Source organism: Pseudomonas sp. SJZ074, assembly GCF_007828215.1.
Classification (GTDB): domain Bacteria; phylum Pseudomonadota; class Gammaproteobacteria; order Pseudomonadales; family Pseudomonadaceae; genus Aquipseudomonas.
The window spans coordinates 65,210-87,702 of record NZ_VIUE01000026.1 but is presented as its reverse complement, the minus strand read 5'-3'; the positions used below and the strand labels follow the sequence as shown (position 1 = coordinate 87,702).

The window sequence follows — 22,493 nt, the reverse complement described above, 5'->3', positions numbered from 1 at the left end:
AAAGCAAAAGCAAAAGCAAAAGCAAAAGCAAAAGCAAAAGCAAAAGCAAAAGCAAAAGCAAAAGCAAAAGCAAAAGCAAAAGCAAAAGCAAAAGCGAGGCGGCCTGATGGCCGGCCTATCTTTCCCGGCCATACCGCGATCCAATTGTGGGAGCGAGCCTGCTCGCGATGGCGTCGGCCCGGCTTGCATCGTCGCAAGGCTTTATACCGTGGCGTTCTGCGCCGTCTCCCGTGTTTCCAGATCATCCAACGCTCGTTCAACCAGCAACTGAACCCCATCGGCCATGCGACTGATCGCCAGGGCGATGCAGCGGCGTGAGTCGTCGACGTCATCGGCCAGGTCGGCGGCGATGGTGCTGATCGATTGCAGGTCTTCGGAGGCGTTGGCCAGTAGGGTTTCGGTATCGATGTTGGGGGCGACGATGAAGAGCTGGTGCTTGTCGGCTTCAGGCGGGGAGGGTTGGGGGTTGAGGTAGTAGTCGAGGGCGCGGGTGGCGGCGTCTTCGTGCTTTTTGGCTTCGAGGGCTTCGACGCGGGGTTTATGGCCGCTTTGGGGCGGATTAGGTGTGGGCTTGAACATATTTATGTACCAGAGTTGGGGTTGCCATCCTTTCGCTTGCATTCGAAGAGGTGGCAACTGTGCGTAGGTGTGCAAGACCGGTCCGGTACCGCCGGCAGACCCGAAGGTCTCCCACGCACAATCGCCATAACGGACGCGAGCATAGAAAAATGCTCGGTCAATAGCCATAACCAATTGCGTACCGAACCGGACTTGCACGTCCGTGTCACCGCTTTTTCCGATGACGGAAAGAGGTTAGCGGCGCTTCAGAATGCTGCCTAGTTCATGAACAGCCCGGCGTATTGAAGGAAATGTCCGAGGGTTTGGCGAGGGAAAAGAGCAAAAGATCGCAGCCTTTCGCAGCTCCTACGGAAATGGATGTAGGAGCTGCCGAAGGCTGCGATCTTTTGATTTTAGGTTTGGTGACTGAGCAGGGAACGAGCCTGCTCGTGCTGGCGACCTGTCAGTTCCTACAGGTGACACCCATCTGTATAGATAGTTGAATGATGTCTCCACGGGTTTGAGTCATGACTCACTGTCGCCCGTTACCGTCATGCTGCGGTGCCGCTCGCCCCGACGCCTTGCCTGACGACAACAGCCATGCGTCAAAAGAGCCGTATTCGCAGGAAAGGACGCTGGTTTAGCACATTGGCACCTTATCAAGGACGGCCGGAAAAATGGACATCAAGCATTCGATCCACGTCATAGCCATGCTCCTTGCGTTTTCCATGCAGCACACGAACGCCGAGACGGCGACAGCCCTGGCTCCAACCCCCGAGCCAGCCACCCAGGACGCGCTGCCTAAAGCGACCCTTCCGGCTTCGGACACAGTTCCTGTGGCCAACACCACGGCGCAGGTCTGGAATAAAAGTAAGATCCCCATCGTGGTCAGCCAGAAAGGTCTGTCTCAGAAAGTCGAGCCGACGCAGAGTTATAACAGCGAAAGTTATCCTCAGGTTCCCATCAATATCCTGGTGCCGGATGATAGCCCTTCCCCCATCAAATACATCACCGTGACGGGCCAGAAAGGGGCTTGTACGGTGCCTGTCTGCATTTTTGTTCAATGAGCCGGACTTCCACTGTCGATCTGCTCAATGTTCCGGCTCCGTGTACCGGGCCGGTTCGTGGCGAGGGAAAAAGTCCCTCGCTCAGGCTGGCTAACGCGGTCAGCCAGGAGCCTGGACTGCAAGGATCGAAAAAAAGATCTCTCGGTGCTGTACCGTGACTTAGCAGTCATCTTTCAAGAAAACACGTCCATCTCCCGCCAACGCGATCCGATGATGGCGTTATTCCGAAGAATCGCTAAACTGCCCAGCCATTCATCTTTCTGACGAGGCTGTGCCCATGAAATTTCGTTTTCTGCTGTGGATGCTGGGGTTATTGATGGGCAAGGCCAGCCGGACCAATCCAGCCTTCCAGCAGCAGTTGGGTGACAAGGAGCTGGTGTTCCAGCTGCAAACCCTGGACGGCAAGATCGCTCGGCATTTCACCGTGAAGAACCAGCGCATCACCAGCCAGTCCGGCACCTACCCAACCCCGGCCTTCGCCATCGCTTTCAAGGACGCCGCCTATGGCTTCGCCACGATGCAGGCCAAGAACAAGCAGTTAGCGTTCATGACAGGGATTCAAGACAAGTCGATCCAGATCAAGGGCAACCCAGCGCTCGTGATCTGGTTCCAGGGGCTGACCAGGTATCTGAAGCCGAAGAAGGCCAAGCCTAGGACGTAAGAGCTTTGGCTTGATAAGCCAGCAAAATGGCTGCCAATGACAATCGGCCTGCTAGTTCCTACAGGTGCGGGTTCGCTCGTTTAGGCGCTTCATCAAAGCTTGATACTTTGACGGAGCAAAAATCATGGCCGGTTCCATTCACCCCGCAGAAAACCCCGGTACGTTGGACCCGACCTTCGCCGACGGTGGCGTACTGACGCTGCCGACCCCCGAATTCACTGGATACTTCACGCAAGCCATCCTGCCGCTAGCTGAAAACAAACTGCTGATTGCCATGCTCTTGCCGGGAGAGCCCGCCGCCATTGGGCTGGCCAAAGTGGACGAGGATGGATTGATCGATATGGGGTTTGGCGAAGCCGGGACAGGCCTGGTGGAATTCTCCATAGAAGGTCTGGACCTGGACCTCTACCAACTCTGTGCCCTGAGCGAGGGTGGATGGCTGGTGATCGGTCAATTTTCATCGATCGATCATAGCGGCGCTTATGTGTTGCGCTACTTGCCGGACGGGCGGCTGGATAGTTCCTTTGGCCAGGACGGTGTGCGCCTGCTTCCGTACCACAATGAGCCAAAGGGTGGCAGTCAAAAAGGGGGGGCGGCGACTTTCAGTCAGCGGGACCGGGAACCTTCCGCACAAGGGCCGCGATCTTCTGGCAATAAGGGCGCCTCTGCGGTGGTGCAGTTGGATGGAAAGATCGTTCTGCCCAGTGCGAGATATGTCGACGGCGACCCGTCCCAATGGCAATGGGTGGTGATTCGTCTTAACCCGGATGGCTCTACTGACGACACCTTTAACGGGAGTGGATTCGTGGTAATCGAACTCCCGGGTGTCGCCCGTAACCCTACCAGTGTCAGGGGGGTTGCTGTTCAAGATGATGGCAAGGTGCTGGTTTGCGGGGAGTATTTCCAAGACGCTCCGGCTTCCAGAGGTGTCTACGTGATGCGTTTGGATGTCACGGGTAGCCTCGATATGAGTTTCAATGGCGGCGTCGGCGTTGTGACCGTTGCGGATACCAATTTCGTTTATGCGAATGCAATGGCGCTAAGAGAAAACGACGGGGCGATCGTTATTGCAGGGGAGATTTGGCGCGACCAACACCGTCATGGGCTGATGTTCGTGTTAAGTCGCGATGGATTCTTCGATTTTTCTTTCAATGGCGGGCAGCCACTTTTCTCCAGGTTGGTACCTCAGGGGCAAGATTGGCGTCGCTGCATATGGCAGGCAGACGGTTCCATCCTTGTCGCGGGCACTGTCGGCAGGGGCGTGGTTGAAGAGAAAGTGTTCGCGCTGACAGCGCGTTTCAACTCTGATGGTTCGCTGGACTCCACCTTCAATGGCAGCGGTTTCGTGCTTTTTGACGAAGACGGACAGTATGAAACGGTCGAGGATATGGTGCTGATGTCAGACGGGCGGATCGTCGTTTGCGGTTTGGCGTGGTTAACCGGTCCAGGTTGGCCCCACGTCGGTGGAAGCTGGATCGTTCGCTATCTGGTTTGAGTGCTCAGAAAAATCATGATTCGCCCACTAGGTAATCATGACAGATGAACGGATCGTGATCAGTGGTTTTGAAGTCGTCGGTGGCTCCGGATATGAGTGGATTCTACGTTACTTGGGTTAAACCGCCTGCGGTACCTCTTGCGAGCGAAGCCGCTCTCACTGGGCTGGAAAACCCAATGAGAGCGGTATTCAACCATGAAACTGCGAAGCCAACTCCCGCAACAACACTTCAGCTTCCAGCACTTTGCTGACCACGTCGTTAGCCTTCTCCCGCGTCAAACCCACACGCTCAAGCAGCGCATCGGGAATTTCTTCGTCCGGGCCGGAGCCGACGCTACGGGCTCGCAGCAGGCGCACGGCCAGGCACACCAGGTTCGGATAGGCGGCGTACTCGCCATCATAGTGCGGGTCGTGCTGGAAGCGCAGGGCGGTGGCCAGTTCGTCGGGCATGTCCCAATAGCGCATCAGCCAGGCGCCGATCTGTTCGCGGCTGATGCCTAGCAGGTGCTGCTCCACGTAGCTGTGGCACAGGTGCGGGTTGACCTCCAGGTGGCGGCAGATCAGCGAGAGGTGCGGTGGGAACACGTGGGCCAGCAGCAAGTAGCCGAAGTTGTGCAGCAGGCCGGACAGGTACGTCAGGCCGCCTTCCGGGCGCTGGGCGCGGGGCATGGCACGGGTCAGGCCTTCGATGACGGCGGCGGTGTAGATCGACTGCTGCCAATACGGCGTGGCGTGTTGCGGGTGGTCCTTGGGCAGGCTCAGGGTCTTGCCCAGGGCCAGGCCCAGCGCCAGGTTGATCACCAGGTCGAAACCCAGCACCCGGACGATGGCGTCTTCCACCGAACGGATCTTGCCCGGCGAGGCGTAGTACGGCGACGCGGCCCAGCTCACCACCTGCGCGGCCAGGGCCGGGTCGGTTTCGACGACTCCGGTGATGTCATCGATGGTGGCGTCGGGATCGACCCGCAGCTTGATGATTTTTTGCGCGGTTTCCGCCAGCGGCGGGATCTCGATGGTTTCTTCCAGCCGTTGCTGGATCCGGCGCGCGGTGAAGGCCTGCATGGCCTGGGTGATTTCCGCGCGGTCGTCGTGCGGGCGGTCCAGGTTGGGGGTGATATTGCTTATGGGCTCGCCGAACGTCGCGGCGCTGGCCTTGGTAAGCATGCTCTTGAAGGCCTCGCTGGTGACTTCCAGCAGCACCCCCGGCTCGCCTGAGTGGATCAGCAGCTTCGGTTCGCGCAGCAGGCTTTCTTCGTACAGGCACGGCGAGCTGGTCAGTGCCGGCAGGCCGGGCAGCAGGCTCAGGTTGTGTTTGCCGAGCATGCGCTCCAGGCGTTCGGTCGGTACCGCCGTGAGTTTGCGACCGGTAAGTTCTGCCAGGCGGTTGAGGTCCAGGAGCTGGCTTTGTGGAAACAACACCATGAGCGCGCCGACGGCGTCGTGCAGCAGAACCGCCTGCACCTTGCGGGCGGGGTTCAGGCTCGGTCGCTCGATCACTTCGTCAAAGCCGATGTCTAATTTCTCGAGCAACTGCCGAATCACTGACGGAGCGTGCGGAATTTCGGGGGCGAGGGCAGCTTCAGTCATGGTCTGTATCCGTTTTCCTACAAGTGCAGCAGTATAACCAGCTTGCTGACGCAGGTGCGCCCGGAAACTGCGAGCGTGCTCACACTTGGCCGTATTGCTGCCCGTGGCGCAGCCAACGGTCCAGCAGTGGGCTGACATGGTCGGGCCAGCGTTCCAGCAGAGCCTGGGCGGCGTCGCGTACCGCAGGAAGCAGATCGGCGTCGCGCATCAGGTCGGCTACCTTGAATTGAAGCAGACCAGTCTGGCGCGTGCCGAGCATTTCACCGGGACCGCGCAACTCGAGGTCTTTTTCGGCGATGACGAAGCCGTCATTGGTTTCACGCATGATACCCAGGCGCTGGCGGCCGATCTGCGACAGCGGCGGATGATACAGCAGCACGCAATGACTGGCGGCGCTGCCCCGGCCAACCCGGCCGCGTAGCTGGTGCAGCTGCGCGAGGCCCAGGCGCTCGGGGTTTTCGATAATCATCAGGCTGGCGTTGGGCACGTCCACGCCGACTTCGATTACCGTGGTGGCGACCAGCAACTGCAGGGCACCGGCCTTGAATTCGGCCATGACGGCGGCCTTCTCGGCGGGTTTCATGCGGCCGTGGATCAACCCGACCTTCAACTCACCAAGGGCGGCGGTAAGGTCTTCATAGGTACTTTGCGCGGCCTGGCAGGTCAGCTCTTCCGACTCTTCGATCAACGTGCAGACCCAGTAGGCCTGCCGACCTTCGGCACAGGCGCTGCGCACCCGCTCGATCACCTCGACCCGCCGGGTGTCGGTGACCAGCACGGTATTGACCGGGGTACGCCCGGGGGGCAGTTCGTCGAGAATCGAGGTGTCGAGGTCGGCGTAGGCGCTCATGGCCAGGGTCCGCGGAATCGGCGTGGCGGTCATGATCAACTGATGCGGGCACATGCGCCCGCCCACGCCTTTCTGGCGCAGGGCCAGGCGTTGTTGCACGCCGAAGCGGTGTTGTTCGTCGATGATCACCAACGCCAGGTTCTTGAACTGCACTTCGTCCTGGAACAGCGCATGGGTACCCACCACCATCGGTGCGCCTTCGGCGATCTGCGCCAGGGCTGCGGTGCGGTTCTTGCCCTTGAGCTTGCCGGCCAGCCAGGCGACTTCGATGCCCAACGGTTCGAGCCAGCGCTGGAAGGTGATGAAGTGTTGTTCGGCCAGAATCTCAGTGGGCGCCATCAGCGCCACCTGGTAACCGGCCTCCAGGGCCTGGAGTGCGGCGAGGGCGGCGACCACGGTCTTGCCCGCGCCCACATCGCCCTGGATCAACCGCAGCATCGGCTCGGGTTGGCTCAGGTCGTAAGCGATTTCGTTGCCGACCCGTTGCTGGGCGCCGGTGGGCGTGAAGCCCAGGTTGGCCAGGTAGCGCGCTGGCAGGTCCCGCGCCTTGGGCATGGCCGGGGCGCGCAGCGAACGCAGGCTTTCACGCAGGCGTTGTTGCGACAGTTGATGGGTCAGCAGTTCTTCGAAGGCCAGCCGGTGCTGGGCCCAGTGATGACCCAGGGCCAGCTCCTCGACATCGGCATCGGCGGGCGGATGGTGCAGGTAGCGGATCGCATCGGCCAGCGGCGCCAGTTGATAGTCCCGGGCCAGCTCCTTGGGCAGCCAGTCGGGCAGGCTGCTGGGACCCAGCAGGGTCAGGGTCTGCTGGCAGAGCTGGCGCAGGCGTTGTTGGGTCAGGCCTTCGGTGAGCGGATAGACCGGGGTCAGGGTTTCGTCCACCGGCGGCGGTTCGTCGCCGGTGATGGCTCGGTATTCCGGGTGATAGATCTCCAGCCCCGACGCTCCGGGCCGCGCCTCGCCGTAACAGCGCACGCGGGTGCCACGCTTGAGGCCTTCCTTCTGCGCATTGCTGAAGTGATAGAAGCGCAGGCTGAGCCCGCCGGTGCCGTCCTGCAGGCGCACCACCAGGCTGCGGCGACGGCCCATGACCACGTCGGCGCCGCTGACGGTGCCTTCGATCACCGCGTCCTGCCCGGGCCGCAAATGGCCGATGGGCACCACGCGGGTGCGGTCCTGGTAACGCAGCGGCAGGTGGAACAACACGTCCTGGAGGTTTTCCAGACCGACCTTGGCCAGTTTCTCGGCCATGGCTTCACCGACACCCTTGAGGGTCGTGACCGGTACCTTGGACAGCTCAGTCATGGCCGAGGCTTACTTGGCCGAAGGCGGCTTGGCCACGGAACACAGGCGGATCGAGTCGGCGAGGATCTCGATGGCCTTGGGCCGCGGGAAACTGGCGCGCCAGGCAATGGCAACGGTGCGGAATGGCACGGGCGCCGTCATCGGCCGGACTTCGATCACCCCAGGGGCATAGTGGTGGCTGTCCACCGCGGACAACGGCAGGATCGAAATGCCCAGGCCCGACGCGACCATGTGGCGGATGGTTTCCAGGGAGCTGGATTCTACCGTGGTGTGCTTGGCGCCTTCGCTGCCCTTGGTCAGGGTCGGGCAGGCTTCGAGCACCTGGTCACGGAAACAGTGGCCCTCGCCGAGCAACAGCAGGCTCTTGTCATTGAGCAGGCCAGCGTCGATGGTCTTTTTCTGGGTCCAGGGATGCTGGGCCGGCATCAACACGTAGAACGGCTCGTCATAGAGCGGCAGGGTCAGCACGTCGGCTTCGTTGAAGGGCAGGGCGATGATGATCGCGTCCAGCTCGCCGTTGCGCAGCTTGTCGCGCAGCACGTGGGTGAAGTTTTCTTCGATGTACAACGGCATCTGCGGGGCGACCCGGTGCAGTTGTGGGATCAGGTGCGGAAACAGGTACGGGCCGACGGTGTAGATGGCGCCGACTTTCAACGGAGCGGTCAGCTGATTCTTGCCGGCCTGGGCCAGTTCGCGGATGCCTTGGGCCTGCTCAAGCACTTTCTGCGCCTGGGCCACGATGCCTTCACCCACCGGCGTCAGGCGCACGGCACTCTTGCTGCGCTCGAAGATCAGCACGCCGAGCTCATCTTCCAGCTTTTTCACGCCCACCGACAGCGTCGGCTGGCTGACATGGCAACGCTCGGCCGCATGGCCAAAGTGCTGCTCTTGGGCGAGGGTCACGATGTAGCGTAATTCTGTGAGGGTCATGGCGAGCGTCCGTGAAGTTGCGAGCCAAGCATACCGGCTGCAATCGATAGACGCACGTTATCAGACTGCGGGCGCGGTGTGACACTGTCCAATGTTTCTGTGGCGAGGGGATTTATCTGTGGCGAGGCAGCCCGTGACGCTCTGCGTCACACCTGCTCGCGGCGCGCCAGAGCTGGAACGCGGAGCGTCCCTTGAGGCATTCCCACGCGGAGCGTGGGAACGATCACAGCCAGGGGCTCAGCGCCGACGCTTCTCGATGGAGTACACAAACGGCGCCACGATTTCGACGGAGCCGTTGGTCAGCATGTCGGCCGGTGGCTTGGGCAGCGGTTGGGCGTCGCGGATCATGTCCAGAGTGGCCTTGTCCAGGGACTCGGTGCCGGCGCTGTCCACCAACTTGAACGACAGCACGTTACCTTCGGCGTCCACCACGAAGCGCAGGCGGTTGGTGCCTTCCTTGTTCATCTGCCGGGCCCGCATCGGATACTTCTTGTACTTGGCCAGGTGCGCCAACAGCGTGCCTTGCCAGTTGGCCTTGGCCGCCATTTGCGCCGGCGACGGGCCAGGGGCCGGTTGTGCGGATTTTTCGCTCGGGGCCTGGGTCGGCTGGGTGTCGCTCGGCTTCTTCTCCGACGGCTCTTCCTTCGGCGGCTCGGGCTTTTTCTCTTCCACGGGCTTGGGCTTGGGCGGTTGAGGCTTCGGCTTGGGCTTGACCGGCTTGGGCACGGAGATTTCCGGCTTCGGCGCTTCGGCGAGTTTCGGCAACGGCAGCTCTTCAACTGGCTCCGGCGGCCGCGGCGGCGTGACGACTTTCGGCGGCGCGGGCGGTGGCGGGGCCGGCAACGGCGCCAGCTCGACCATCATGGCCTGGGGCGGCAACTCGATCGGCGGGCGCGACGTCCAGTTCAGCGCCAGTGCAATGGCGAGCGCATGCACGCCCAACACCACCGCCAGACTAGCACCGTAACGCGTCAGCTTTTGGCGCGTCGTGATCATTTTTTCGGCGCCGTCTCGAGTCCGACCAGGCCGACCTTCAAGTAACCGGCACCGCGCAGAGCGTCCATCACACTCATCAGGTCGCCGTAGTCCACGCCCTTATCGGCCTGGAAAAAGATCGTCGTGTCCTTCTTGCCCTGGGTCTTGGCGTCGAGGGTGGCGCCGAGGGTTTCGGCCTTGACCTCGTCTTCGCCCAGGAACAGGCGCTGGTCGGCCTTGACGCTGAGGAACACCGGTTTCTCGGGGCGCGGCGATGGCTTGGCCGTCGACGCCGGGAGGTCAACCTTGATGTCCACGGTCGCCAGCGGTGCGGCCACCATGAAGATGATCAACAGCACCAGCATCACGTCGATGAACGGCGTGACGTTGATTTCGTGGTTCTCGGCCAGATCGTCGTCTGCGCCTTCCTTCAAATGCAAGCCCATGGCTGATTACCCCACTTTCACCATGTGCGGTTGCGAGTTGCGCTCGGTCGGCTGGTGGTCGAGGTCGCGGCTCACCAGCAGCAGCACCTCGGCCGAAGCGTCGGACACCTGGGCCTTGTAGCCGGCAATGGAGCGGGCGAAGACGTTGTAGATGACCACCGCAGGAATGGCCGCCACCAGCCCGAGGGCGGTTGCCAGCAAGGCTTCGGCGATGCCGGGGGCGACGACGGCGAGGTTGGTGGTCTGGGTCTTGGCGATGCCGATGAAGCTGTTCATGATGCCCCACACGGTGCCGAACAGGCCCACGAACGGCGCCGTCGAACCGATGGTGGCGAGCACGCCAGTGCCGCTGCTCATGTTGCGACCGCAGGCAGCCACCAGGCGCTCAAGGCGGAAGCTCACGCGTTCCTTGATGCCTTCCTTCTCGCGGCTGTTGGCCGACAGGCGCATTTCTTCGAGCGCGTCGTGCACCAGCAGGTTGGCGAGGGTGCCTTCCTTCGCTGCCGTAGCGCTGGCTTCCTTGAGGGTGGCGGCTTTCTTCAGGGCCGCGATTTCACCGCGCAAGCGACGCTTGGCACCCATCAGCTCGAAGCCTTTGGCGATCCAGATGGTCCAGGTGATGACCGAAGCGATCGCCAGGCCGATCATCACCAGTTTCACGATAATGTCGGCGTTCTGGTACATGCCCCATGGGGACAGGTCGTGGGCCATGCCCAGGGAGTTGTCGGCCTCGAGCACCTCAGGGGCGTCGGCTGCCACGGCTTGGGCCGGTTCGCCGACCGCTGGCGTTGCCACGGGGGCGGCGGCTTCGGCTGGCGCCTGGGTGGCGGCCGGCGCGGTGGCTGGGGTCGTGGCCGGCGTCTGGGCGTCGGCGAACGCGGCGGCCGGAGCCAGCAGCAGGCTGCACAGCAGGGCGGCCACGGCGCCCCAGGCGCGAGGTCGGTTGGTTGGCGAAGCGGAGGATAGAGAGCGATTCATGCTGGCCGGACCTGAGAGTAAAGAAGTCGATGTTCTTCCAGGCCTCGTGAGGCCGAGAACAAAAGCGGGGTGCATTATTGCAAGTAATTCTTGTTAACAAAAGTAATACAGTATCTTTTTTTCCTGCATTCCTAGCCGCCCGTCTCTTCCGCACGCTAGTCTGCGGCTTTACCCGAGGAGAGCTCGATGTCCGTTTCTTCTGTTTTGATCGCCGGTTGCGGTGATATCGGCGGCCGCCTCGCCAGCCAATTGCTGGTCGAACATTGGCAGGTCTATGGCTTGCGGCGCTCGGTTGCGAGCCTGCCGGCGGGGGTTATCGGGGTGGCGGGGGATTTGTTCAGCGCCCAATGCCCAGCCGCCTGGCCGACCGGGCCGCTGGATTACCTGGTGTACAGCGCCGCCGCCACCGACCATGACGAAGCGGGCTATCGGGCGGCGTATATAGAAGGGTTACAACATGTGTTGGGCTGGCTGAAGCAGCACGGCCAACAGCCCAAACGGCTGCTGTTCGTGTCCAGCAGCAGCGTGTATGGGCAGAAAGCCGGGGAGTGGGTCGATGAAACCTCGCCCACCGAGGCCAATGGCTATTCCGGTCGGTTGATGCTAGAAGCCGAGCAACTGGCCCTCGACAGCGGCATCCCGGCCAGCCGTGTACGCCTGACCGGCATCTACGGCCCGGGCCGCGAATGGCTGCTGAGCCAGGTGCGCCAGGGCTATCGCGTGGTGATCGACCCGCCGCTGTACGCCAACCGTATCCACGCCGACGACGCGGCAGGGCTGCTGGCGTTTCTGCTGGAAGCGGATCGCCAGGGCAAACCCCTCGACGACTGCTACATCGGCGTCGACGACGCCCCCGCCGCGCTGGCCGACGTGGTGGCCTGGCTGCGCGATTACATGGGCGTCACCGAATGGGCCGAAGACGCCAGCGTTCGCCGCGCCGGCAGCAAGCGCTGCAGCAACGCCCGCGCCAAAGCCCTGGGCTGGACCCCGCGCTACCCAAGCTTTCGCGAAGGCTATGCGGCGATTCTGGAAGGGCGCTGCTGACACCTGTGGGAGCTAGGCTTGCCCGCCCACCCCAGATCTCGGCTGAACACAACATCCATACTCACCACCACTCCCCCCTGTGGGAGCGAGCCTGCTCCGGGCGGCGATCCGATGATGGCGGTGGGTCAGCTTGCGTGGATGTCGAATGTGCCGCCGCTATCGTCGGATCGCCGCCCGGAGCAGGCTCGCTCCCACAAGGAATTGTGGTTACGGGCCTCCGACGGCATGGCACCACCCTTGCCCCAGCATGACATCCAGAGCCACCTACCTTCGCCAGGTATTGACTTGGCTTATCGAACTCCCCGAGCATGCTCCGATAACCGCGACAGGGACCGTCCTCCATGCAAGCCAGTTTCAGCAAAGGCGTCATCTTTGCACTCTCCGCCGCTGCACTGAACGCCACGATCGGCGTGCTCAGCAAGGTCCTCATGAGCAATGGCTTCACCGCCAGCAGCGTCGCCGTAATCAAGACGATCCTGGGTTGCCTGCTGCTCTCGTTCTTGCTGCTGTGCCTCAAGCGCCCGGCCACGACCGCCAAATGGACCCAGGCGGCGATCTGCGCGTTCCTCGGCATCTTCGTGCTGTTCCACTTTGAAACGTCGGCCTATCGGCATTACGCCGCAGCGGGCGTGGTGGTGATGTTGATGGCGAGCGCGTCCATCTCCTCCATCGTACTCGGGCGCCTGTTCCTGAAAGATCCCATCACCGCGAACGCCACCGTGGGTGCGGCCCTGGCTATCGCCGGCATCGCGGTGATCTTTGGCGCCGACCTGCAACAAGGCTTCACCCTCCAGGGTGCGGCGCTCGCGTCCATGGCCGGTTGCGGCTACGGGGCGTTTTCGGTGGTGATGAAACGGATGGGCGTGTCGGGCGGCCTGCACTTCACCCGGCAGTTGCTGTTCTTCGGCAGCCTGTACCTGCTGATGCCGGCGGGAGCCGACGGCTTCGTGATCGGCGAGCCGTCGCCCCTGGCTATTACCGCTTTGCTGGCCCTGGCCGCCCTGCCGACCATCCTCGGCTTTTTCTGCACCACCAAGGCCATCGAGTACCTCAAGCCTTCCCAAGTGCAAGCGTTGGAACTGACCGAACCGCTGTTCGCCGCGCTGCTGGCGTTCGTGGTGCTCAATGAAGTTCCGCGTGAAAGCCTGTACGTGGGCGCGGCGCTGATCATCGTTGGGCTGTGTTTCTCCAATGAGCTGATCCGCTTGGGTAAGAAAGCGCCTATTCCGTCGGGTGCGTGAAGGCCGCTGGGGCTCTTAGCGCAATCTATCGTGCTGCAGCAATGAGCGTTGGTCCATCGCCAACCAAAAAAGCTGGACTGGGGCCAAGGTGCGAACTTGGCCTTTTGCTGAAGAGGCCGCGATGTCATTCCGCTCTGGCTCGCTTTCGGCGAAAACTACATCGCCCCTCGGCGAAGTTCCTCAATCGCTTTTTGCAAACCTTTGGAATCGGCGGCCATCTCCTTCTCGGGTGATTCGCCAGGCTCCAGCTTTCTCATCACAGCCATACTCTTATCATCATAGATAAACAGCTGTGCACCCGATGGCAGGGTTACTGTACGAGTGACTCGGGAGTTTTCTCCGAGAGTAGGAGATAGTGTCGTATCAGCGACTCTGGAGTTATCTCCAAGAGTAGGAGGTGGCGTCGTATCCACAACGCCCCCAGCACCGGGTTGACCTGGCTGCCCTTGTCGATCTGAACGACCTAAGCTTTTCACGCTCAAGTCTCTGGCAAAAACAGCAGAGCACCTCTCCCTCAGTACGGCCGGAACCCTGGCTTCGCCAATACTTTCATATAGGTCAAGACACAGATAAAACTGGTCATCTACACCGATAACCGAGCCAGCAATTTTCTCGACACTGGCTGCAACCACAGCCATTACGTCCTTGTTGATCTCGCTCGTGCTTGCCAATGTGGAGGCGCTTGATCCAGAGGCCGTGACCAGCGACTTTCTCGCCTCCTTCAGCGCAGCCTCAATGGAATCAATCGACGCTTTCAATTGCTTGGCTTCATCCGTCGCTGGATCCATACCCTTGTACTTCGCATTCGCCGCATTCAACTGGGTGGTCAGCTCAAGCACAGCGCCCGCGCTGTCTGCTGTCGCTGAGCCGCTCAGCGTTACGCTTGGGCTACGGACAACCCCTGTGAGTTGTTCAATCGCCATGAGAGCGACAGTGTTGCGCTGGTTCCGGGTGAGCATCATCCGGTACGCACTCGGTGTAATCCCCGAGTTACCGTAGGCTTGGCAAATACTGTAAAGCTGATCCCTCAACAGCTGGATCGAATGGGTTCGCAGGCCGATACTTGCTCCTGATTCCTGGAACGCGGCCGCCAGTGCAGCCACATCCGCTTTTTCTGCGGATAACGAACCGGCCAACGTCTTGAGCGCATCCGGGCTGGGCTCGGGGCACAGCACTTCGGTTTTATGGCCATATCCATCCACTCGGGTGGAGTAGGTCAGTAACCGCTCGTCGGCCTCAAGAACCCGAGATTTCTGGTACGGCGCACATCCTGTCAGTAAACAAACAACCACAACCGCGGATGGCCAAGTGACGTTTATCATGATCTTTTCCCTAAGAATGCAAAGGAGGTCCTTCGTGCCCAGTCGGAGAGTAGATGGCAAATTGCCGCCTCGCCAATTCCTGGCAGTGCATTCTCAAAAAGACGGTGTCCCCTGTGGGAGCGAGCCTGCTCGCGATGAGGCCGGAACAGCCAACCTTGATGTCGGCTGACAGACCGCTATCGCGAGCAGGTTCCCTCCCACAGGTTTTGGGGCTTGGCTGACAGGTTCCACAGCCCCCTCACCACCAGGACGAAACACTCCCCAGGACATCACGCAACTGCGCCGCACCGATATTGCGTCGCCCCGGATCAAGCGCCAGGGCCGTTCGCAACGCCGGCCAGCAGCGCCTGGGCAGGTTGGGTGGGGCCTTGAGTTTGCATTCCAGTCCGTCATCGCGAGCCTGGGTCGAAGGCAAACGGCGGAACGGATGCCTGCCACTCGCCAGTTCATACAACACGCAAGCCACGCCATAGACATCGGCACTCGCCGACAGCGGCGAGCCGTCCAACAGTTCAGGCGCGGCATAGCCTGGGGTCCAGGCGTTGAGGCGATTGCGATTCAGGTGGGGCAGGTCTTTCAAGGGACCCTCCGTCGCCAGGCCCAAGCCGAAATCGAACAGACGCACGCCGTCTTCGCTCAGCATCACATTGCTTGGTTTCACGTCGCCGTGCAGAACGCCTCGGCGATGGATGTAGGCCAATGCGTCGAGCAGGGGCACGGCAATCCCGTGCCATTCATGCCAGGGCAATCCGAGGGGGCGTTCGCAAAGCAGTTTGTCCAGGGTCAGGCCGCGCATCAGGTCCATGGTGATGAACGCCCGCCGCTGGGCCGCATCCACTTCGAAGGTATAGGGACGCAGCAGGTTTGGATGATGCAATCGCCGGCTCAGGCTGAATTCGCTGTAGAGCAGGGCAGCGGCGTCGGGGGACTCGTCAACGTCCTCATTGAGCATTTTCAGCGCGATGTACGGATCGGGGTCGCTGTATTGTTCTTGCAGCAGGTCTCGGGCGCGGTAGACAACGCCCATGCCACCGGCACCGAGCAAGTGTTCAAGGCGATAACGTCCCGCGAGGATGCCAGGCATTTCGCCAAGGCACTGTTGGCCGAACGGCATGGCAGAGGGAGGGCCGGCGAACGCGACATACGTGGACTGAGGGGGCGGGTCTGATTCAGGAGAGGTCACTGTGTGATCACCACGGCCGTCAGGTTATCCCGCGCCGAGCCGTGCAGTACCCGTTCAAACAGATAATCCAGCGCCATCTGAGGGGAGGCCAGACTCAACCCATGCCCCAGGGTCTGGCCGTCGAGATCCTGGTGCAAGCCGTCGCTGCACAGCAGGAACGTGTCACCGGGCTTAACGTCCAGCTCCAGCACTTCCAGTGTCAGCTCTGGCGCGGCGCCCACCGCGCGTGTCAACGCTTTGGCCGCAGGGTGGGCGCTGGCTTCGTCGACGCTCAGGTGTTGCTGGGTGATCAGTTGCTGTTGCAACGAGTGATCTTTGGACAATTGATACAACTGCCGATTGCGCCACAGGTAACAGCGGCTGTCGCCCGCCCAGATGCAAGAACCTCGGTCACCTTCCAGGAGCAACGCCACCACGGTGCTGCCCATAATGGCGGGATGCTGTGCGGCGGTGATAGTCAGTTCCTGGCTGAGTCGTCGATTGGTCCAACGCAGGCATTGGCGCACGGCCTTGGACCGCTCCCTCAGGTCCGGGTGCAGCGGCAGCGCCGCCAGATTAGCGACGATCAACTGACTGGCGATATCACCGCCGCCATACCCACCCATCCCGTCGGCTACGGCCCACAGCCCCTGCTGCGGACTGTCGAGAAAGGCATCCTCGTTCCGTGTCCGAAGTTTGCCAGGGTTCGTGCCCGCCGCGCTGCGCCAGATACCTGCGTCCTGCATCAGAGCTGCACCGGCATTCGGAAAGTACGCAGAACGCTCATGTCGAAAGGGTTCGGCGTGCGCTGGCTCATCAACAGGAAGTTGGCCCGCAGGCCGCCCAGGTCTGCCTTGAGTACCCGTACGTCGCGTCCGCTCAGGTATTCGGTTTCCATCAGGTCGAACAGGCGAAACAGCGACCACGGCCCGGTGTTTTTCTCGATACCCACGCCGCGCCCGACCCACTTCTCCAATACCAGGGCGGCCCGGCCGTCTTGCGCGTCGCTCGGCCAGGTGAACGCCACGGGCAGGATTGGGCCGTGACGGTACTCAAGCGCCTTGTCACCAAAACGGAACTCGGAACGAGTCACTGCCGGGTCGAGCGTGTAGGGCTCAAGTTTGAACTGCACCTGCGGCTCGGCCGGGTTCTCGGCGAAAAAACTCCGGCGGATGGTGTCCGCCGCCGCCAGTTGATCAAGAAAGGCTCGCGTCATTGGCAAGCTCTGGCCGTCGATGCCGCGAAGGCGGTAGTGCCCCGCAGAGCCGCTGACGAAAGGTTGCAGGTAACGCTCGAAGAAGCGGTCGACAATACCTTCATTCTTGAAGAACTCCCGGAAGTCATTGATCGCAACGTCACTGGCGCTGTGGGCAGTGAACGGATAGCGCTTGTTGATGGCCTTGCCGTAGAAGCCGTACAGCTCGCTCTGGTAACGCTGGTTCAGGAAGCGGTATGAATCGTTTAGCACCAGGCGCCAGCTGTCGTCGGCCAGCTTGTTGAACCACTCGCTGATCGGCCGAGGCAGGCGAGTGGACGCATCACGCAGGTTGCTCAGAGCATCACGCTTGCCGCTCATGCGGCTCCTGGCCATGTCGAACGCAGCCTGCTCCGGCAGGCTGGCACGAGCCAGGCTCGCCAATTGCAACTGCACTTCATCGAGTGCACGCAGGGCTTGGGTCAGGTCGGCAGAAGGACCATTGTCAGGGTCCAACAGACGGTGCAGGGGGTCGAAGCGCCGCTGCAAGGATTTCTGCGCGGTCTCCGGTAACTTCTCGGCGAGGCTGTCGGAGGTTTGCTGGGCGGTGGTCACCCGTTGTGCGGCGGCACCGTTGCCGATTGCAGGCATCGCCTCATCAATACGTTCGGCAGCGGTCTGGAGCCGAGTATTTTCGCGGACCTGCACCAGCATCTGCAGGATTGGCGAATGGGCCGATGTCAGCCTCGCCAGTTGTTCGGCCCCTTCGCCAGTGCCGCCGAGCGATTGCAAGGCTACCTGTCCGATCGCTTCGCTCCACTGGTCGGCATAATCGCGAAAATACAGCTGTTCGAGTTCGGTCATCAGGCGTCGCAAGTCTCCGCCGTTGAGGGTTGTACCTTCGCCCAATACCCAGTTGTCCCGCAGCAGTTCGGTGATCAGCGCCACGCCCTGAACCGAGAAGAAGTGCTCGTAACCCCGACGTGTGTAGAAGCCGGGGATCGAATGGTCGCCGCCGACCAGCAGCGGTCCCTGCGGCCCCATGTGCTGGCTGAGTCGATACTGCGGCAGGTGTCTGGCCTGCTCGCGCAACATGCGATAGACCACGGCGGCCATGGACTCGCTGCGCAGGACTTTCCGGGCCTCGGCCACTAGAGATTCATCGAGCCGCTGGGTGAATGGTTGCAGCAGCAAGCGCTTGAAGTGGCCACTCAAGCTGTTCTGGAGCGCCGTATTGCCGGCGTAGTGCAAGGACCAATCGCGGGCAACCCGATCCTTGAGCCATGGGTTATCGCGTCGTTCTTGCAGGTTCAGCATCAGGTACGCGCGCAGGCTATTGAACAGACGCTCGCGGTTATCCAGATTGTCTCGGATATGTCCTTCAAGCATCTGCGTGACCCGGGGCAGTAATCGTTCTCGCAATTCACGGCTGTAGGCGCCAGTTACGGCCGGCTCGCTCGGTTCGCCCTGATACAAGCCGGCGCGCTCATGCAGTGGCACCTTTCCGACGGGCGGGAAAATCCGCGTGGCGGCGAAGCGCGTATCGAGGGCTTCGCTCAGGGCGAGCCAATCATCATCCGGTTGCAGGGCCTGATGCTGCCGCTCCCACCGTTGCGCCAGGGTCCGCAGCTGTTCCAGGCGTTCATGGTTGTACGAAAAACCGGTCGCCCACAGCAGCCCGAACAGGCCGAGGGCTGACAGCGCTCCCGTGTACAGGGCCCGCTGTCCCCAGTGGATACGGCTGCGCTCGCGGCGATCAAGGCCAGCCAGATCGGCTTCAGGAAAAATGACCCGACTGAGGAGTGATTGGATGAACCGCGGGCGTCTGCCAGGCGAGGCGCTGGTCAGGTAGAACCCACGCAGCGGGCAGATACTGCCGGTGAAAGCCTTTTCGACCAACAGGCACAGATTGTTGTCGATAAGTCCCAACTGATGAGGACAGTCGAGAATTTGACTGCGGCGTTGGAGGTCGCGTTCCTCATGCATGCGCGTGATCACTTGGCTGTTGAGCCGATGGAGCAGTGCCTCGAGCTCGTCCCGCAGCACGGTCACGTCGGTGCCTCGTTGGTTTCGGCTGAACGTCGCCCCCAGCACTTGGTCGCTGTCCTCGCGAGTCAGTGAATCGAAGAACTCGTTGAAGCCCGGTACACAGTCGGCCTTGCTCAGGACCAGGTAAATGGGTGCATCCACATGCAGTTGCCGTTGCAGCTCCTGCAAACGACCACGGATGTGACAGGCCAGGGTGATGACCTCATCTTCACTCCCGCAACGCAGGAGCTCGATGGGGACAGTGACCAGCACGCCACTCAGGGGCCGATTGCGGCGGCGCTTGCGCAGCCGTTCGAGCAAGGTGTTCCAGGCATTGCCATCGACTTCGGCGTCCACCTGGGTCAGATAGCGCCCTGGGGTATCGACCATCACCGCCTGCTCGGAAAAATACCAATCGCAATACCGGGTGGCCGATGCACCGTCTATTGGCTTGCGTGCAGGCTTGTTGACGAAGAAATCAATGCCCGAGCAGTCGAGCAGGCTGGTCTTGCCGCCGGATGGCGGACCTATCAGCAGGTACCACGGCAAACTGTTGTGCAGGTTCAGGTTGTGGCCGGCCTGCGCAGGTGAAGCGGTGGGTAGGCGCAACGCTTGCTTGAAGCGCGAGTGCAATTCGCGTCGTTCATCGTTCATGCTGGCCTGGCGAAGGCGGTGATTCCGGTCGGTATCGATTGCCTGGGGCGCCGCGCTGGCGACAGTACTTCCATTGATGAACACCATTGCCAGGCCCCACCCCAACAACAGTGCACTGATGGTCAGCAAACGTGCCGTCGGGCTTGCCCAAAACTTATAGTCATCGACTGCCAGCAGCGGCCCGAGGAACCACACCAACAGCGCTGCGCAAAGGGCCAGCAGCAACGTCCAGACCCAGGTTGGACGCAACCAGGCGCCCACCTTCCTGAAAAGAAATTTCATGACACATCCCTGTTATGGCAACGGCTGAGCGGTGACCGGTTCTGGTGATTGATAAGGGTGCAGGACAGTCTTGCGGTGCTCGGCCAGAACCCAGGCAAAACTCGAATACATCATCCCCAGGCACACCAGGGTGAAGAGCGCCACGATCCACGCCGGAACGATGCGAACGGGGGCGCGACGCACCCCCTCGAGGCCCTCGCAATGCGGCGACAGTTCACTGGGAACCTCGCCGCGTACCTGGCGGATCAGCCGGTAGAGGCTGTCGCGGACGCCTTCGAGCTCGATTGCTCCGCGCGTCTGGACCCGGTATTTGCCCTCGAAGCCGAGGGACAGGCACAAGTACAGCAGCTCAAGCATCGGCAAGTGCCTGGTGGGGTTTTTCGATAAGCGATCCAGCAACTGGAAGACCTTTTCGCCGCCGAAGGTTTCGTTATGGAAGGTACTGAGCAGGCTCATTTGCGACCAACCGCTTCCATTGCCCCATGATGTAGTGACCACCGCTTCATCGATCACTGTGCAGAGGACGTAACGGGCAGCAACCAATTGGCTGTTCTCGACACCGCTCTGCGCGGCGCGGGCTTCGAACTCTCCCAGGTCCCGGGTCAGTTCGTGCTTGAGGGTCCGCAAGTCCTCACGATCGCGACCATGTTTGAGTCTTACCAATTGCGACAGCAACCCGGATGCCGCTGCTACCAGCGGATTGAGGCCCGTCGTTGGAGTTCGCGTGGATGGCTGGTGCGCGGCGTAGATCATGCGCTCCTGCAACTGCTCGATACGCGGCGGCGCGGCGCCGTCGGTCAATGGCTGTGAAGCCGGGCGTTGTCCGTGATGATCGAGCAGGACGGTGGTTTCGTCCTGAGGATTTTCCTTGTCCATTTCAGTCAGTTCCTGATGGCCCAGAAGTTCAGTTCAAGCTCGGTGAAGTCTCCGGAAACATGAAAGGCAAAGCCCGCGGAGCGCTTCAATTGGGACAGGTCTTCGGGGTTGGGTTCGAGGATGAAGTAGGTCTTGTTGGCATGGAATGCAATCTGCCGCGGCGCCACGGGCAGGGGCCTGATCCGGATCCCGGGCAAGTGCAGATTGACCAACTGGCGGATGCGTTCCACCGGACCGATCTTGAGCTGCGAGGGCAAGCGCTGGCGCAGTTCTTCGCCGTCGCAATGGGCGCTCGCGGCCAGGACGAACGAAGCCGAGCCCAGCAGTGAAAGGTCGTGGACCGGCGAGACCATGATTCCGTATTGACGCGCCTGCAAAGGCAATTCAATCGCATGCTGTTCAAGCACCATGGAAAGCATCTGGCGGATGCCCTGCATCAAGCTTCGAAAGCAGCCACCCTGGTCGCTGTGGCGATAATGGTTGTTGAACGGTGGGCGTTTGCTCTCGCCGGAAAATGTCGCCAACTCACCCAGCAGGCTCAGCAAGGTACGGTACAGCCGTTCGGGATGTACCTGTTCCAGATCCAGGTCATGACGCAACAGCAGTTCGTTGCGGTTGATCAACTGCAGCATCATGAAGTCGCCGACCTGCGTGCCTCCGGCCTTGCCGTTGGAGCGAATCCGGTCGGCGAGGCTGTCGCCCCGGTGCCCCAGCATGCCGATGACCTCCTTGAGGCACGAACGCAGATAGCTGGATGAACCGGCCTGGATGAAGGTCGGGACGAAGTCCGGATCGAGTCTGATCAGGCCATCGGACGTGGTATCGAGTACCTCGCAGAGCTTGAGCTTCACGAACGCCTGGTCGGTCTGCTGTTCGCCGAGCAGCAAGCGCAGGTCCGGGCGGCCGCAACTGACCGGGCTGCTGAGCGCCTCTGCGGCATTGCAATCGGCCACTTGCATTTCGTAGGTGATGTAGCGCGCCTGGACATCGGATTGCTCTGGACGACGGGACTCGATGCGATTGCCGGTTACCAGCGGCAAAGCAAGATAGATCGGCGTGTTACTGGTATTGGGAGGGACTTCCAGTACCAGGGGGGCGGCGTTGCTGTTCATTTCGAACAGGCTGCCGTCCGGTAGGACGCCAGAGGCTTGGCTGACCACCAACTGACCCATGCTGAGAAACTGGGTGTCGATCTCCAGCGCCAGGAATCCCCAGGTGTACTGGGACAGGAAGCGCGTGCGGAATTTCAACTGATGATCGAAGTAGCGGTCGTTGTGCTGCAAATGTTGTGGGCGCAGCAGCATGCCTTCCTGCCAGATGACTTTATCGTGATTCATCGGGCGTCGGTTCCGGCGGGTGTTTCAATGGCGTTGGCAATCCCATCCTGGTCAAGGGTCAGCCTTGCCTGGGTGAGCTGCGCCGCGGTAACCGGCAAGGTATGGCGCCAGCGGGCTTGTGGCAGGTCACGGTACGCGGCGACGACACCGACGTAACGACCACCGCCAGCGATGTCGAGTTTCAGGTCTACGGTCTCGCCCGGGCGCAGTTCCAGTTCTTCGCTGGAAAGCAGGTCCGGCGACAACGTTTCCCTGGCGCGTTCATACAAGCTGAAGAAGTCCGCATTTTCGAACGCCACAGGGTGCCGGAGCTCAAACAGCCGCACCACCACTGGCGATGGCCGTCCGTTGAGGTCCGGGTTGAGTTGATCGCTGGCCGTCAACGTGAGGGCGAGCTTGGTCATCGTCGAGAACGGCGACAGCGTGGCGCAACCGGCCAACAGCAATGTTGTGACAACGGCCGTCAACGTGGTGAGGAAAAACATCGTGCAACGAGACAT

Annotated in this window: 20 protein-coding genes; 5 read left to right on the top strand and 15 right to left on the bottom strand. The window is 61.3% G+C overall.

What is annotated here, in order from left to right:
• The coding region (locus tag FBX99_RS29045; protein WP_218570873.1) for a hypothetical protein at positions 1-197 on the bottom strand (197 nt) is incomplete at its 3' end.
• Positions 198-201: 4 nt separating this feature from the next.
• A complete protein-coding gene (locus FBX99_RS22870; protein WP_144929095.1) occupies positions 202-579 on the bottom strand; it encodes a DUF6124 family protein in 378 nt (125 codons plus the stop codon).
• A 656-nt stretch (positions 580-1,235) separates the two neighbouring features.
• Here FBX99_RS22870 and FBX99_RS22865 point away from each other — a divergent pair.
• The 3 genes from FBX99_RS22865 (at position 1,236) to FBX99_RS22855 (ending at position 3,781) form a co-directional block, all read left to right on the top strand.
• Entirely contained in the window at positions 1,236-1,625 is a 390-nt protein-coding gene (locus FBX99_RS22865; protein ID WP_144929097.1) for a hypothetical protein, read from the top strand.
• A gap of 277 nt (positions 1,626-1,902) precedes the next feature.
• The gene (locus FBX99_RS22860) at positions 1,903-2,286 is read left to right on the top strand and encodes a helicase (RefSeq protein WP_144929099.1); all 384 of its coding nucleotides are present in this window, start codon (positions 1,903-1,905) and stop codon (positions 2,284-2,286) included.
• 124 nt (positions 2,287-2,410) lie between these two features.
• Positions 2,411-3,781, top strand: a complete 1,371-nt coding sequence (locus FBX99_RS22855) for a hypothetical protein (RefSeq protein ID WP_144929101.1) — start codon at positions 2,411-2,413, stop codon at positions 3,779-3,781.
• Positions 3,782-3,970: 189 nt separating this feature from the next.
• Here the strand turns inward: FBX99_RS22855 and FBX99_RS22850 are convergent, their stop codons facing one another.
• The 6 genes from FBX99_RS22850 to exbB form a co-directional block, all read right to left on the bottom strand.
• The gene (locus tag FBX99_RS22850) at positions 3,971-5,368 is read right to left on the bottom strand and encodes an aminoacyl-tRNA deacylase and HDOD domain-containing protein (protein WP_144929103.1); all 1,398 of its coding nucleotides are present in this window, start codon (positions 5,366-5,368) and stop codon (positions 3,971-3,973) included.
• Positions 5,369-5,447: 79 nt separating this feature from the next.
• A complete protein-coding gene (recG, locus tag FBX99_RS22845; RefSeq protein ID WP_047702596.1) occupies positions 5,448-7,523 on the bottom strand; it encodes an ATP-dependent DNA helicase RecG in 2,076 nt (691 codons plus the stop codon).
• A gap of 9 nt (positions 7,524-7,532) precedes the next feature.
• Positions 7,533-8,453, bottom strand: a complete 921-nt coding sequence (locus tag FBX99_RS22840) for a hydrogen peroxide-inducible genes activator (protein WP_041024076.1) — start codon at positions 8,451-8,453, stop codon at positions 7,533-7,535.
• Positions 8,454-8,690: 237 nt separating this feature from the next.
• Positions 8,691-9,449, bottom strand: a complete 759-nt coding sequence (locus FBX99_RS22835; RefSeq protein WP_144929105.1) for an energy transducer TonB — start codon at positions 9,447-9,449, stop codon at positions 8,691-8,693.
• Positions 9,446-9,874 (bottom strand): TonB system transport protein ExbD, encoded by a 429-nt coding sequence (gene exbD / locus FBX99_RS22830; protein ID WP_003206888.1) that lies wholly within the window; start codon positions 9,872-9,874, stop codon positions 9,446-9,448. The genes FBX99_RS22835 and exbD overlap by 4 nt, the downstream gene beginning before the upstream one ends.
• Before the next feature lie 6 nt (positions 9,875-9,880).
• Complete coding sequence (gene exbB / locus FBX99_RS22825) at positions 9,881-10,852, bottom strand: tonB-system energizer ExbB (RefSeq protein WP_144929107.1); 972 nt, start codon at positions 10,850-10,852, stop codon at positions 9,881-9,883.
• A 186-nt stretch (positions 10,853-11,038) separates the two neighbouring features.
• Here exbB and FBX99_RS22820 point away from each other — a divergent pair, with 186 nt between their 5' ends.
• Complete coding sequence (locus FBX99_RS22820) at positions 11,039-11,896, top strand: NAD-dependent epimerase/dehydratase family protein (RefSeq protein WP_144929109.1); 858 nt, start codon at positions 11,039-11,041, stop codon at positions 11,894-11,896.
• Positions 11,897-12,237: 341 nt separating this feature from the next.
• Positions 12,238-13,137: a DMT family transporter gene (locus FBX99_RS22815; RefSeq protein WP_145133030.1), complete on the top strand. Its 900-nt coding sequence runs from the start codon at positions 12,238-12,240 to the stop codon at positions 13,135-13,137.
• A gap of 155 nt (positions 13,138-13,292) precedes the next feature.
• Here FBX99_RS22815 and FBX99_RS22810 read toward each other — a convergent pair whose 3' ends face one another.
• The 7 genes from FBX99_RS22810 to tssJ all read right to left on the bottom strand — a co-directional run bounded on the left by FBX99_RS22810 (position 13,293) and on the right by tssJ (position 22,493).
• Positions 13,293-14,459: a hypothetical protein gene (locus FBX99_RS22810; RefSeq protein WP_144927015.1), complete on the bottom strand. Its 1,167-nt coding sequence runs from the start codon at positions 14,457-14,459 to the stop codon at positions 13,293-13,295.
• Positions 14,460-14,697: 238 nt separating this feature from the next.
• Positions 14,698-15,573 (bottom strand): serine/threonine-protein kinase, encoded by an 876-nt coding sequence (locus tag FBX99_RS22805; RefSeq protein ID WP_145133028.1) that lies wholly within the window; start codon positions 15,571-15,573, stop codon positions 14,698-14,700.
• Positions 15,574-15,638: 65 nt separating this feature from the next.
• Positions 15,639-16,367: a PP2C family serine/threonine-protein phosphatase gene (locus tag FBX99_RS22800; protein ID WP_144926976.1), complete on the bottom strand. Its 729-nt coding sequence runs from the start codon at positions 16,365-16,367 to the stop codon at positions 15,639-15,641.
• On the bottom strand, positions 16,367-19,780 hold the full coding sequence (gene tssM / locus FBX99_RS22795; RefSeq protein WP_145133025.1) for a type VI secretion system membrane subunit TssM: 3,414 nt from the start codon (positions 19,778-19,780) through the stop codon (positions 16,367-16,369). The genes FBX99_RS22800 and tssM overlap by 1 nt, the downstream gene beginning before the upstream one ends.
• A gap of 12 nt (positions 19,781-19,792) precedes the next feature.
• Positions 19,793-20,656 (bottom strand): type IVB secretion system protein IcmH/DotU, encoded by an 864-nt coding sequence (gene icmH / locus FBX99_RS22790; RefSeq protein ID WP_144926970.1) that lies wholly within the window; start codon positions 20,654-20,656, stop codon positions 19,793-19,795.
• 5 nt (positions 20,657-20,661) lie between these two features.
• A complete protein-coding gene (gene tssK / locus FBX99_RS22785) occupies positions 20,662-21,993 on the bottom strand; it encodes a type VI secretion system baseplate subunit TssK (protein ID WP_145133023.1) in 1,332 nt (443 codons plus the stop codon).
• Positions 21,990-22,493, bottom strand: a complete 504-nt coding sequence (gene tssJ, locus FBX99_RS22780) for a type VI secretion system lipoprotein TssJ (RefSeq protein WP_144926964.1) — start codon at positions 22,491-22,493, stop codon at positions 21,990-21,992. The genes tssK and tssJ overlap by 4 nt, the downstream gene beginning before the upstream one ends.